The 13,135-nt window shown below is 43.0% G+C and carries 10 protein-coding genes; 6 read left to right on the forward strand and 4 right to left on the reverse strand.

What is annotated here, in order from left to right:
* Window positions 1–68: 68 nt before the first annotated feature.
* Entirely contained in the window at window positions 69–1,241 is a 1,173-nt protein-coding gene (gene fadA / locus VF675_RS01000) for an acetyl-CoA C-acyltransferase FadA (RefSeq protein WP_004975824.1), read from the reverse strand.
* Window positions 1,242–1,253: 12 nt separating this feature from the next.
* Window positions 1,254–3,407 (reverse strand): fatty acid oxidation complex subunit alpha FadB, encoded by a 2,154-nt coding sequence (fadB, locus tag VF675_RS01005; RefSeq protein ID WP_179993495.1) that lies wholly within the window; start codon window positions 3,405–3,407, stop codon window positions 1,254–1,256.
* 486 nt (window positions 3,408–3,893) lie between these two features.
* Between fadB and lpxO the strand changes: the two genes are divergently transcribed.
* Both lpxO and VF675_RS01015 read left to right on the forward strand, forming a co-directional pair.
* Complete coding sequence (gene lpxO / locus VF675_RS01010) at window positions 3,894–4,808, forward strand: lipid A hydroxylase LpxO (RefSeq protein WP_440204622.1); 915 nt, start codon at window positions 3,894–3,896, stop codon at window positions 4,806–4,808.
* A 114-nt stretch (window positions 4,809–4,922) separates the two neighbouring features.
* Entirely contained in the window at window positions 4,923–5,339 is a 417-nt protein-coding gene (locus tag VF675_RS01015; protein WP_440204623.1) for a PH domain-containing protein, read from the forward strand.
* 403 nt (window positions 5,340–5,742) lie between these two features.
* Here the strand turns inward: VF675_RS01015 and VF675_RS01020 are convergent, their stop codons facing one another.
* On the reverse strand, window positions 5,743–6,807 hold the full coding sequence (locus tag VF675_RS01020; protein ID WP_179988504.1) for an AAA family ATPase: 1,065 nt from the start codon (window positions 6,805–6,807) through the stop codon (window positions 5,743–5,745).
* 185 nt (window positions 6,808–6,992) lie between these two features.
* Between VF675_RS01020 and uvrC the strand changes: the two genes are divergently transcribed.
* The 3 genes from uvrC (at window position 6,993) to pgsA (ending at window position 10,504) form a co-directional block, all read left to right on the forward strand.
* The gene (uvrC, locus tag VF675_RS01025) at window positions 6,993–8,792 is read left to right on the forward strand and encodes an excinuclease ABC subunit UvrC (protein WP_004975832.1); all 1,800 of its coding nucleotides are present in this window, start codon (window positions 6,993–6,995) and stop codon (window positions 8,790–8,792) included.
* A gap of 224 nt (window positions 8,793–9,016) precedes the next feature.
* Window positions 9,017–9,811 (forward strand): thioesterase family protein, encoded by a 795-nt coding sequence (locus VF675_RS01030; RefSeq protein WP_096901351.1) that lies wholly within the window; start codon window positions 9,017–9,019, stop codon window positions 9,809–9,811.
* A 105-nt stretch (window positions 9,812–9,916) separates the two neighbouring features.
* Window positions 9,917–10,504 (forward strand): CDP-diacylglycerol--glycerol-3-phosphate 3-phosphatidyltransferase, encoded by a 588-nt coding sequence (gene pgsA / locus VF675_RS01035; protein ID WP_168417596.1) that lies wholly within the window; start codon window positions 9,917–9,919, stop codon window positions 10,502–10,504.
* A gap of 59 nt (window positions 10,505–10,563) precedes the next feature.
* On the opposite strand, the gene VF675_RS01040 is transcribed toward pgsA, so the two are convergent.
* The gene (locus VF675_RS01040; RefSeq protein ID WP_440204624.1) at window positions 10,564–12,366 is read right to left on the reverse strand and encodes an ABC transporter ATP-binding protein; all 1,803 of its coding nucleotides are present in this window, start codon (window positions 12,364–12,366) and stop codon (window positions 10,564–10,566) included.
* A gap of 145 nt (window positions 12,367–12,511) precedes the next feature.
* Between VF675_RS01040 and VF675_RS01045 the strand changes: the two genes are divergently transcribed.
* Window positions 12,512–13,129, forward strand: a complete 618-nt coding sequence (locus tag VF675_RS01045; RefSeq protein WP_440204625.1) for an alpha-ketoglutarate-dependent dioxygenase AlkB family protein — start codon at window positions 12,512–12,514, stop codon at window positions 13,127–13,129.
* The last annotated feature ends 6 nt before the right edge of the window (window positions 13,130–13,135 follow it).

Below are 13,135 nucleotides of genomic sequence, written 5' to 3' on the forward strand. Positions count from 1 at the left end.
GAACAGCTCAAAACAACAAAATAAAAAATCCCCGCATGATGCGAGGATTTTTTTATTACGAAGACTTTTTACACACGCTCAATAATTGTCGCGATACCTTGACCAAGACCGATACACATGGTCGCAAGACCAATTTGCGTGTCTTGTTGTTCCATCACGTTCAGCAATGTGGTGGTGATACGCGCACCTGAACAACCCAATGGGTGACCGAGTGCAATTGCACCACCGTTCAAGTTCACACGATCTTGCTGATCATAAATGCCTAAGCCTTTAAGAACAGACAAACCTTGTGCAGCAAACGCTTCGTTTAATTCAAAGGTTTGAATGTCTGCAATTGACAAGCCAGCACGTTTAAGCGCTTTTTGAGTTGCAGGTACAGGGCCATAACCCATGATTGCTGCATCGCAGCCTGCAACTGCCATAGAGCGAATCACCGCACGTGGTTTTAAACCTAAAGCTTGTGCACGTTCAGCAGACATAAGCAACATCGCAGATGCACCATCAGACAATGCTGAAGATGTCGCCGCAGTTACGGTACCGCCTTTCGGATCAAATACAGGACGTAAAGCTTGGAATGCTTCAAGGTTAGCATCTGGACGAATCACTTCGTCGATGTCGCATAGTTGTTTAAAGCCGTTTGCATCATGACCTTCAATGCCAATGATTTCGTTTTTAAAACGGCCTTCTTGCGTTGCAGCCCATGCACGACGGTGTGATTCCACACCAAAGGCATCTTGCTCTTCACGAGAAATACCGTTCATGCGACCCAACATTTCAGCAGTTAAGCCCATCATGTTTGAGGCTTTGGCATAGTGCTTCGATGCAGCAGGGTTGATGTCGATACCGTGCATCATGCCCACGTGGCCCATGTGCTCTACACCACCAATGATGAAAATATCACCCTGATTGGTTGCAATTTGTGCCGCAGCGGTGTGGATCGCTTGCATTGAAGAACCACACAGACGGTTTACAGTTTGACCCGCTACTGTTTTTGGAAGATCAGCCAATAATGCAATATTACGACCAATGTTCATACCTTGTTCTAGGGTTTGGTTAACACAGCCCCAGATCACATCTTCAACTTCGTTGACATCAAACTGGTTACGAGCAACTAAAGCACGAACCAATTCAGCCGATAGACTGTCAGCACGTACATTGCGGAACATACCGTTTTTGGTTTTACCCATTGCAGAACGTACGCCATCAACGATGACAACGTCACGTGGATTTAAAGTAGCCATTCACGTTGCTCCTTAACCGTAGAATTTTTTGTTGTTAGCAGCCATGTCACGCAACATTTGTGGCGCTTCATAAGCTTTTCCTAAGTGTGCATATTTGTCGCAAAGCGCAACGTATTCAGCAACACCTGTTTGGTCGATATAACGGCATGGGCCACCACGGAATGGAGGGAAACCTACACCCATAATCATCGCCATATCTGCTTCAGATGGTGTCGCCACGATGTTGTCTTCTAAGCAACGTACTGTTTCATTACAGAAAGCCAACATCATACGGTCAATGATTTCTTGTGCATCAAATTCGCGCTTTTCAGATGTTGCGACAGATGCTACAAGCTCATACGCAGTTGGGTCGACCACTTTGGCTTTCTTGCCTTTACGATCCAATTCATATTTGTAGAAACCTACGTCATTCTTTTGACCAAGACGTTTGTTTTCGTACATGACTTGGATTGAGCCTTTATAGTCTGGCTTCATGCGGTCTGGGAAACCTTCTGCCATGACTTCTGCACCGTGAACGCCCGTGTCGATACCAACAACGTCCATCAGGTAAGCAGGGCCCATTGGCCAGCCGAATTTTTCCATGACTTTGTCAACTTGCTGGAAGTCTGCGCCATCTTTAAGTAACAAGTCGAATGCACCAAAGTAAGGGAACAATACGCGGTTCACCAAGAAGCCTGGGCAGTCATTCACTACGATTGGTGTTTTACCCATTTTCTGAGCAAGCACCACAGTAGTCGCAATCGCTTCAGGTGAAGTTTTTTCACCACGAATCACTTCTACCAATGGCATCATGTGCACTGGGTTAAAGAAGTGCATGCCGACAAAGTTTTCTGGACGTTGTAGGTTTTCTGCCAAACGTGTAATCGAAATGGTTGATGTGTTTGACGCGATAATGGTGTTTTCACGTACTGATTTTTCAGTTTCAGCCAACACAATGCCTTTGACTTTCGGATTCTCAGTCACGGCTTCAATCACGATATCTACTTCTTTAAACTCGTCATAGCTTAAAGTTGGGCGGATACGTGCCAAAGTTTCACCCATTTTGGCAGGTGTCATTTTTTTACGTTCAACTTGTTTGGTCAGCAATTTGTTTGCTTCAGACATCCCCAATGCTAATTGTGGGTTGCCGATGTCTTTCATGATAATTGGTGTGCCTTTGCTTGCCGCTTGGTAAGCAATACCACCGCCCATGATACCCGCGCCGAGTACAGCCGCTTGGTTCACAGGATGTGCACCTTTTTCATATTTTTTCGAGGTCTTCTTCACCACTTGGTCGTTGATGAACAAGCCAATCAACGCGCCTGCTTGTGGCGTTACGGCAGCTTTAGCAAAGCCTTCCGCTTCCGCTTTGAGTGCGTCATTACGTGGCAAGCTTGCACCTGCTTGTAAAGAATCAAGCATGAGTTTTGGTGCAGGGTATTGTGCAGGATTCGCTTTGGCTAATACCGCACCTTTTGCAGTGTTGAACGCCATCATTTGTTCAAGTGGGTTCAATTTCACTGGGTCTAATTTTTCTTGGCGTTTTGCTTTCCAGTCCAAACGACCTGCAATGGCTTGTTTAACCAAATCAAGCGCAGCCGCTTGTAATTGATCTGCAGCAACTACAGCATCTACAGCACCGTCTTTAAGTGCAGCATCAGGACGTTTAGGGTTGGCCATTGCCATCCATTCAACCGCATTGTCGATACCAATAACGCGGCTTAAACGAACCGTACCACCAAAGCCCGGGAAAATACCGAGTTTGATTTCTGGTAAGCCCACTTGTGCTTGGTCTGACATGACACGGTAGTCACATACCAAACACATTTCAAAGCCACCGCCCAATGCCATACCATTGATTGCAGCAACTTTAGGAATCTCTAAATCTTCAAAAGCATTGAAGATGTCGTGAACAGGCAATGCCCAATCCACAATGGCTTGTTCGCCTTGAGCGAAGTTTGCGCCAAATTCGGTGATGTCTGCACCCACGATAAAGGTTGATTTCGCAGAAGTGACGATTAAACCTTTCACTTCATTGTTTGCTTTAACAGCCTCAATCGCAGCTTTAAAGTCTTCAATCGTTGCACGGTTAAATTTGTTGACCGACTCACCTTGTAAGTCAAAGCGGAATTCTGCAATTCCGTCCGAAAGCATTTGGACGGTAATGGCATTGCCAGCGTGGATCATGCCTGATCTCCTTTATTTTGGAGGACTTCTAAGTTGATGTTATGAAGCGTGTGCGATAGTCCTGCACACATATATGCCTCGCTAATCTTACGATAACTATATCGAAAAAAAATATAGCAAGTTGTATCAAGCCGTGACGCAAGGGTCATGATTTTTCTCATAGCTCGGAATTGCTTTTTGACCCGATTTTAAAATCCTATGTTTAAAGAAAGATGAAAGTGATTGTTTTCTCTTTTATTTTTAATCAGGTTGTATTGCATTTTCGATTTAGAAAAGCTTGATAAATAGATGTTATCAGTGGGTTGTTTGGGACAGAAAAGTCAATCCATCGTTTGGATGGTGATGTTTTAAAGCGTGAAGCTGGATAGGGGGGATAGCGATTTGCAATGCTGTGTTCTATTTTCTGCTATGACCTCATGCGCTGAAATTGAGTAGAATATGCGCCATTTTTGAATTTCAGCTGTTTTCAGCAATTTGGGTTGTTCTATGTTGAAGTGGGTTATTTTGGCGATTTTTATCGCTTCAGCGTTGTATATTCAACAGCGCGGCAAGGTGCGTCATAGTTTTTATCGTCAGTTTTTTGACCATTCTACCATTCTCGCACCGATCAACTATTTAATGTACTTATTTTCTAAAGTGCCGAATCAACCTTATATCGACACCCAGCACTTTCAAGATTTAAAGGTTTTGGATGACAATTGGGAAATGATTCGTGATGAAGCCAAAGCTTTATATGAACAGGGTGGTATTAAAGCTTCAAGTACTTACGATGATTTGGGTTTTAACTCATTCTTTAAAACAGGCTGGAAGCGCTTTTATTTAAAATGGTATGACTCCGCGCATCCATCAGCAGCAGAATTATGTCCAAAAACCACAGCATTATTAAAAACTTTGCCTAGCATTAAGGCGGCGATGTTTACTGAACTAGCGCCCGACAGTCGTTTAGTGCGTCATCGCGACCCGTATGCAGGTTCATTGCGTTACCACTTGGGATTGATGACACCAAATGATGACCGTTGTTTTATTGATGTCGATGGTGAGCGGTATTCATGGCGTGATGGTGAAAGTGTGGTGTTTGATGAAACCTATATTCACTATGCTGAAAATGGCACTTCTCAAAACCGTATTATTTTCTTTGCCGATGTCGAGCGTCCGTTAAAATCTCGCTGGATGCAAAAGTTTAATCACTGGTTTGGCAAAAATGTGATGACCGCAGCAAGCTCTCCGAATGAGGCAGGCGATCAGACGGGTGGCTTAAATAAAGTCTTTGGCTATGTCTATCAAGTGCGTTTAAAAGCCAAGGCTTTAAAAGCTAAAAATAGTCGTGTGTACTATTTCTTAAAATGGTTTTTAATGCTCGGGATTTTCTTCTTAATTTTTATTCGCCCTTATGTGTTTTAGAGTATCACAACGCCTTTCGGGGCGTTTTTTTATGACATTTTTGAGCAATTTCAGCAACGAGCTTTAATCCAGACCTACTTTTATGTATAGAATGAAGTAAATAGGGGAATTTTTATGCAAACGTTTCGTTCTAAAAAAGATTGGTGGGTTTTGGCTTTTGTGATTTGTATGTCTGGTCTATTGATTCAGTTATTGCTGACCATGTACGCCAAAGGCACGATGCCAGCATTTCCTGTGCACACAGGGGTGTATTTCATTACCATTTTTGTGTTGTGGTGGCCTGTGTTCAATACGCGCTATCAGGTCGATGCAGAACGCTTGCAGATCCGTTGCATGTTTTTAAAATGGGACATTCCACGCGACAGTATTCAAAAAATATCTAAAACCAATAATTCGGTAGCGTCACCTGCTTTGTCGCTGAAGCGTTTAAAAATTGATTATCTTCTAGCGGGGCAGCCAAAATTTGTATTGGTTTCACCTAAAGATCAGACCAAATTTAGTCAAGCCTTGGGAATGGAAATTACCGAATAATCCCTAGGGTCTGTTGACATTTCATAAATGGCTTGCGCTGTAGGCTAAAACTGAGCAGATCAGGCATGAAACGCAGGGAATAGCGAGACTATTGCCAAGTTTCATAACGCAATCTGAGAAAGTTTTAGCCACATGAGCAAGAACAAAGCACTGCTTTGTTTGCTGCGCAAGGGGGCGAGCATATTTTTTGCTGCTATTGCGTTATGAGTCAGTCATTTAGAATGACTAAATTTCCTGCCTCATGCCTTATATCAGCTAAAAAACCTTGCGAGATATATCTCTCACGTCGCAAACATAGACGAATTGTCAACAGACCCTAGGCTTTTTAAGCAAAAATAAGCATCAAAACTTTGAAGATGAGCAGAGCAGCATTCTCAAGATTCGCGCAGCATAAGTCGCGGGCTTATTCTATTTTGAGGTGCAATTGATTTGCACTGCAATCTACACATATTTCCGATTTTTCAGGATACTTTAAAAAATATAAAGCTAAAATGGGTTCAAGTTCAGTACGAATTTTACGCCCCAAATGCCGCGCGCCGTAACGAATATCATGCCCCTGATAAAAATAGGCTTTAGCTGCTGCAGTGAGTTCGACTTGGCGCTGTTGATGCTGCAGGCGATGGTTTAACTTTTCCAATTCAATTTCAACCAATTGCGGCAGGGCATCAGCAGATACCGCTTGATAATGCAAACTACGGTCAATCCGATTTAAAAATTCAGGGTCAAATTTACGCTGCATGACTTTTTCAATGATCCGTTGTGTGGGCATGCGTTTTAAGCACAGTTGTTGTACTTTTTGCGGCAACAGATTCAATTTATCTAAGTATTGTTGTGCGGCTTGAGCACCCACATTGCTGGTCATAAAAATCATGCAATTGCGAAAGTCGATGGTTTTGGTGCCTGCAGTCAGGGTCAGTTTGCCTGTATCTAGCACATTCATTAAGCCACGTATCACTTCGCTTGAGGCTTTTTCCAGTTCATCAAACAGCATAATGCCTGGGCGGGTGTGCGAACCTGCAATCGCAGTTTCATCAAATAAACTATGGCCTTCTTTAGAGCCGACATAGCCAGGAGGCGCGCCTGTGAGTGCAGCCGCATAGTGTTCCTGCGCCAAGGTATTCATATCAATGCGGCAGAAGGCATCGGGGCGACCATAAATGGCTTCGGCAATCAGGCGCACCGTTTCGGTCTTGCCAACACCTGTCGGGCCAAGCATTAAAGTCACTGAAAGTGGTCGCTCTGTGCTGGAGAAATCGGCCTTGACCACATACAGCATTTTTTCGATTTCATTCAGCGCTGCATCTTGTCCAATAATCCGTTGACGTAACAATTGCATGACTTGTGTAGGTTCAAAATGAAAGCGCGGCTTGCCAATCAAACGGTCTTTGGCGGATACATACTGATGTGTACTGATCGGCTGGGACGTTGCGGATTGAATGGTCGGTATGCCGTGTGGTGCGGTCGTCATCCTGCACTTTCCTTCTGCTGACAAGATGCCTGAGCATAGCAAATCTTGTGTTGCCGACTGATCGTTTTTAGCACTGAGCTGATCGTTTTAGTGGATAGATCATGCGCTATGCCACAGGATAAAGCTTGAAAAAATCAGATAAAGCAGCACATCATGTAAAGAATGTAGCAAGAATAGGATGACTCGTGAACCCAAACGCAGGTGAGCATATCGAGAAAATTTTGGCAAATATGACCCAATTGCCAGGGGTTTACCGTATGTTGGGTAAAGACGGGGAGTTGTTATATGTCGGCAAAGCCAAAAATTTAAAAAACCGAGTGTCGAGTTATTTTGTCAAAACCATCGAGCATCCTAAAACGCAGGCTTTAGTGGCGCGTATTTATGATATTGAAACTTTGGTGGTGCGTTCCGAAACTGAAGCGTTATTGCTTGAACAAAATCTGATTAAGCTGCATCGTCCACCGTACAATATTATGCTGCGCGATGATAAGTCCTATGTTTATATTTTTGTGTCGGCAGATCAGCCTTATCCGCGTATTGCCAGTGGACGCGGCAAAGGCAAGCATCAGATAGGCAAGTTTTTTGGGCCTTATCCGAGTGCGTACAATGCCCGCGATACTTTGGTGGTGTTACAAAAACTGTTTAATGTGCGGCAGTGTGAAAACAGTTATTTTGCTCAACGGCAGCGTCCGTGTTTGCAATATCAGATCAAACGCTGTTCGGCACCGTGTGTAGGATTGATTTCGCCCGAAGAATATAAAGAAGATGTTAATAATTCGATTCGATTTTTACAGGGCGATAGTAAAGAACTGAATCAGCAATTGATTGCCAAAATGGAAGCTGCAGCCGAAGCGTTGGAATTTGAAAAAGCAGTCTTTTACCGTGACCGTATGGCTTTGTTGCGTGATGTGCAGGCACAGCAAGCCATTTATAAACTCAAAGGCGAAGCCGATATTATCGCAATTGCTTATCAGGCAGGTGTGACCTGTGTGCAAATTATGCATGTGCGCAATGGCAAAATGCTGGGCGGTAAAAGCTATTTTCCTGATATGTTGGGCGATGATTTGGGGCAAATGTTGGCCGATTTTATTGCCAACTTTTACTTTCAGGTGGCCGATGAAATTCCAGCGGAATTGATTGTTAATGTGGAAGTGGCAGATTGCAAAGAGTTGGAACAAGCCTTACAGCAACACTTCGATAAAAAAATTCAAATTAAACATAAAGTGCGTGAAACCCGTGCCGAGTGGCAAGAATTGGCACAAATGAATGTGCAGCATGCCATTAAAGGTAAACTCGCCAATCACTTTGAATTAAATGAGCGTTTTCATCAGTTAGAGCAAGTGGTTGGACGCCCGATTGATCGGATTGAATGTTTTGATATTTCGCACACTATGGGCGAAGACACTGTGGCATCTTGCGTGGTATTTGACAGTGGTGGTATTCGCAAACGTGATTATCGACAATTTTCAATTCAGGATATTCAGGCTGGAGATGACTATGCTGCCATGCGCCAAGCTTTAACGCGCCGTTATAAAAAAGCCATGCTGCCCGATTTATTGCTGATTGATGGCGGTAAAGGGCAGTTGAATATGGCGATGGAGGTCATGCAGGAGTTAGGATTGGATGCCTTTATGATTGGGGTGTCCAAAGGCGAAGGACGCAAACCTGGTCTAGAAACGCTACATTTTACCGATGGCAGCAAAATTCAGCTGCCTGAAGATCATAAGGCGCTGCATTTGATTCAGCAGGTACGTGATGAAGCACACCGATTTGCAATTACCAAGCACCGTGCCAAGCGCGATAAAAAACGTGGCTCATCAATACTTGAAGTGATTCCGGGCTTAGGGCCAAAACGTCGTCGTGATTTACTCACCCATTTTGGTGGCATACAAGGTGTCCTGAAAGCTTCTGAAAAAGAGTTGACTTTAGTACCCGGACTGGGTGAAGTAATGGCGCGTACGATTTATAAAGTGCTGCATGAATGACTAAATTTCCTGCCTCATGCCTTATATTAGCTAAAAATCTTGCGAGATATATCTCTCACGTCGCAAACATAGACGAATTGTCAACAGACCCTATTTACTGCATAAAAAGCAGTATTTTCTACAAAGGTAAATAGCAAAAAAGTGCATTGACTCTGTCGTCATTGAACATTCACATCAGATCGAAACCCTGTAATATCAACCACAACATTGTTTAAGGAAAAGCTATGTCGTTGCTACAGACCTATCAAGCCATTGCCGAGCAAGAATGGATAGACATCCCGCTTGGGTGGTTACAGGGGCGCACTATTTATGGTGGATTGGTGGCAGGTTTGATGATGCAAAAAGCCCAGCTTTGTATTGCCGATCCGAAAAAGCGCTTGCTAAGCAGCAGTGTCACGTTTGTCGGACCTGTGCAACAAGGTCGGGCACGGCTCACGGCGGAAATTCTGCGTGAAGGCAAATCTGTGACCAGTGTCGAAGTTCGTTTATGGCAGGATGATGCAGTACAAAGCATTTTAATTGCCAGTTTTGGTGCGGCACGTGAATCCAGCATTGTGGTGCAACAAGAACGTACTGCGCCCAATTTTCCACCTGCAACGGAATTGCCTGTTACACAGCATCATCCTTTAGCACCTGAATGTTTTCAGCAGATGGATTTGGTTTGGTCTGAAGGACAATATCCGTTTACTGCTAGTCATAAACCTGATTTTGCAGGCTGGATGCGTTTTAACCCAAAACAGCATACGAATCGTGCCATGACCATTGCCGATTTGATGGTGGCTTTTGATATGTGGCCGCCTGGAGTACTGCCGATGTTTGAGCAGCTCGCTCCTGCCAGTTCACTGACTTGGCATGTGACCTACGTCAATCCTTTGCAAAATCAGCTGCAAGATTGGATGAAATATAAAGTTTTTACCGATCATGCTAGCGGTGGTTATGCCACAGAATATGCGCACTTATGGGATGATCAGGATCGGCTAATAGCGATTGCCCGACAGACCATCACCGTGTTTGCCTAGTGACACCTACTAGCATTTCGTATAAAGTGAAGCCTATTCACGATGACAAATCCTCAAAAAACTTGTGAATATGCAGCGTAAAGAGGGGAAACATTGGCGGTGTCTATGACAACAGGTCGTATCCTGAACATTCCAAATATATTAACTTTGGCTCGAATCGCCTTGATTCCTGTTTTTTTGTTGGTGGCGTATTGGCCGCCTGCAACGGGCGTAAATGGTTACGATGGCGGTATGACACGTCATATTTTGCTGACTTCTATTTTTGTGATCGCTGCCGTGACCGACTGGTTTGATGGCTATTTGGCACGCTCTTTAAATCAGACTTCTGCATTTGGGCGTTTCCTCGACCCTGTAGCAGATAAACTGATGGTCGCTGCAGCATTGATTGTTTTAGTGCAATGGCAACCCACTATTTCTATGGCTTTCGCCGCGATTGTGATTATTTCTCGTGAAATTACTGTATCTGCATTGCGTGAGTGGATGGCCGAATTGGGCGCACGTACAAGTGTGGCCGTGTCTACTGTAGGTAAATACAAAACTGCATTTCAAATGATTGCAATTTCAGTATTTTTATTGAACTGGCAACCTTTAGAAATGTTGGCGTATTTACTGCTTTATACCGCTGTGATTTTAACGCTTTGGTCGATGTTTATTTACTTAAAAGCCGCTTGGCCTTATTTGAAACAGCCTTAAAGCAGGCTTTACACAGAGCTTCCTCATAAAAAAGTGCTTCTATCCTGAAGCACTTTTTATTAGCTATGAGTTTCTTCTTCGGCATCGTCTTCAAAGGTTTTGGCAATTTTTTCAATATTTAAGCTCTTTGCCATCGCATCAAAAATTTCTTTATAGACCCCATTTTGATGATAAAGCGTGTCATGTTCACCATGTTCTGCAATTCTGCCCTCCTTCATGACATAGGTGTAATCGGCATCAATAATTTGCGATAAGCTGTGTGAAATGATGATAACCGTACGTCCCTGTTTGATTTCATCCAGACTTTGCTTGATTTGTTCAGTTGCAATAGCATCTAGACTTGCAGTGGGTTCATCTAAAAAAATAATTGGCGGATTTTTAAGGAACATTCGAGCCAAGGCAATCCGTTGTTGCTGACCACCAGAAAGCATCAGGGCATCTGCATCATAAGCTTGTGGCAATTGTAGAATTTGTTCGTGAATAGAGGCTTTTTTGGCAGCCTGTATGACATCTTCTAAACTGGCATCGGTTTTGCCATAACGAATATTTTCAAAAATAGAGCCTTGGAAAATATGATTTTTTTGTAAGACCAAGCCAATATGATCACGTAAATACTGAGTATCGATCTGTTGTATGTCTATTCCATCGAGTTGAATCGTACCATTTTGCGGTTCATAGAATTTATCTAATAAACTGATCAGGGTCGATTTTCCCGCCCCAGACAAGCCCACCAAAGCTGTAATTTTATTGGGTTGAATCTGCATTTGAATGTCTTTGAGTGCATGATGTCCATTCGGATAAAAAAAGTTTACCTGTTGCAGATCAAACTGCCCTCGAATAACTGGTTTAAGCGTACCACTTGGCTCAATTTCATGCTCGGCTTCCAAAATTTGAAAGAAGCTTTCTGAATAGATCATTGCATCATTGACTTCATCATAAATACGATGCAATGAGCGAATTGGGGCAGAAACATTGCCAAACAGCAACACGTGATACATGATCATGCCGATGCTCATTTGTCTATCTAACACAAAATAAGCAGTTAAAATAATAATCAGCACCACGCCAATTTGTTCAATAAAGCTTTTTAAACCATCAAATAAAAAACTGGTTTGGCGGGTCTGCATTTGATTGTGGGTCAGTTTTTTCTGCAGGGTGAGTTGTTTTTCTGCTTCGATGCTTTCTCTGTTAAATGATTTAATCACGGTAATTGAGTTGATGATGCTGAGAATCCCTTGGCTTTTTTTCTCACGTCCATCACGTAAATTACGTCGCCAGCTTCCTAGTTTTTGTGCCTGCTGATAGGTCAGCCAAAAATAAATAGGCACAATGAGTGTCGCGACCAAGCCCACATAAAAATTGGCATAATACATTAAGCCCAAAGCCACAATTGCACTGGTAAAGAGTGGCAAAATATCAATAAAGAAAATTTGCACTAAGCGGGTGAGCGAACCAATGCCACGATCTATACGTGTTTGTAATTTGCCTGCTTGGTTGTTGTCTTGATTAAAAAAAGCCAAACGGTAACGTAAAAACTTTTCAATAATGCCTTGAGCTAAATCTTGTGAGACAAAAATGCGTAGTTTTTCACCGTAAAACTTCTGCCCAAATTGCACAAAGGCATTGATGATTTCTTTGCCCAGTAAAATTGCTGAAATGGTGATTAAGATATGCCAGCCTGCCGCAAGTCCTTGTCCTGCTTCAATTAAGGCATTAATGCTATCGACTGCATATTGTAAAGTGAGTGCATTGACTTGGGCGGTGAATGAGCCAATTAAGGTCAAAATCAGGGTTGCGACCACCAACATTCGGTAGGGACGAACAAAGGGACGTAATTTCTGAAACAAATTCCATAAATTCATAAGCTGTTATTTTTATAAGCAGGTTTGCTTTAAGTCTAAGGATGAAGCCATCTACTCACAAGCCAAGATCCTGTATCATTTTGTGTGCAATCTTTCGTTTAACTTTTCATTTAGATGCTAAACAAAGCTAATTACTGGAATTGCCATGAATCTGGAATTGTTTGCACCTGAACGATGTGACAATGTGTTGCCTTACGATGGTATTGTTCAGGATTATGGCGTAGTGCTAAGTGCAGAGCATAGCGCACGTTATTTGGAATATTTTTTACAGCATTTGGCATGGCAAGCCGATGAAGGCCTGCTATTTGGTCAGTATTATCGGACACAGCGCCAAGTGGCATGGTATGGCGATGAACAGTATCAATATCGGTATTCGGGGGCTTTAAAGCAAGCTCATGTTTGGCAACCTGCTTTGTGGCGACTAAAACAGCAAGTTGAGCGTTGGGGGGGGCATCCCTTTAATTCGTGTTTGGCAAATTTATATCAAGATGGTACGCAGGGCTTGGGGTGGCATAGTGACGATGAGCCAAATTTAGGAAAAAATGCCGTTATTGCTTCATTGAGTTTTGGCGCAACCCGTAAGCTCAGTTTTAAGCATAAACGTACGGCAAATAAAGTGGAGCTTTTATTGCAGAGTGGTCAGTTGCTGGTGATGCGAGGACAAACACAGCAGCATTGGAAACATGCTTTAATTAAATCGAGTAAAATTTTACAACCCAGGATTAATCTCACTTTTCGTTATTTTCATAGCGTTTCTAAATAAGATCAT

The organism is Acinetobacter sp. Lyrl_1 (assembly GCF_051948795.1).
Lineage (GTDB): Bacteria > Pseudomonadota > Gammaproteobacteria > Pseudomonadales > Moraxellaceae > Acinetobacter > Acinetobacter towneri.

Coding starts and splice junctions, on each gene's coding strand:
- fadA (WP_004975824.1), bottom strand. CDS start 1,241: ATGGCTACTTTAAATCCACGTGACGTTGTCATCGTTGATGGCGTACGT.
- fadB (WP_179993495.1), bottom strand. CDS start 3,407: ATGATCCACGCTGGCAATGCCATTACCGTCCAAATGCTTTCGGACGGA.
- lpxO (WP_440204622.1), top strand. CDS start 3,894: ATGTTGAAGTGGGTTATTTTGGCGATTTTTATCGCTTCAGCGTTGTAT.
- VF675_RS01015 (WP_440204623.1), top strand. CDS start 4,923: ATGCAAACGTTTCGTTCTAAAAAAGATTGGTGGGTTTTGGCTTTTGTG.
- VF675_RS01020 (WP_179988504.1), bottom strand. CDS start 6,807: ATGACGACCGCACCACACGGCATACCGACCATTCAATCCGCAACGTCC.
- VF675_RS01030 (WP_096901351.1), top strand. CDS start 9,017: ATGTCGTTGCTACAGACCTATCAAGCCATTGCCGAGCAAGAATGGATA.
- pgsA (WP_168417596.1), top strand. CDS start 9,917: ATGACAACAGGTCGTATCCTGAACATTCCAAATATATTAACTTTGGCT.
- VF675_RS01040 (WP_440204624.1), bottom strand. CDS start 12,366: ATGAATTTATGGAATTTGTTTCAGAAATTACGTCCCTTTGTTCGTCCC.
- VF675_RS01045 (WP_440204625.1), top strand. CDS start 12,512: ATGAATCTGGAATTGTTTGCACCTGAACGATGTGACAATGTGTTGCCT.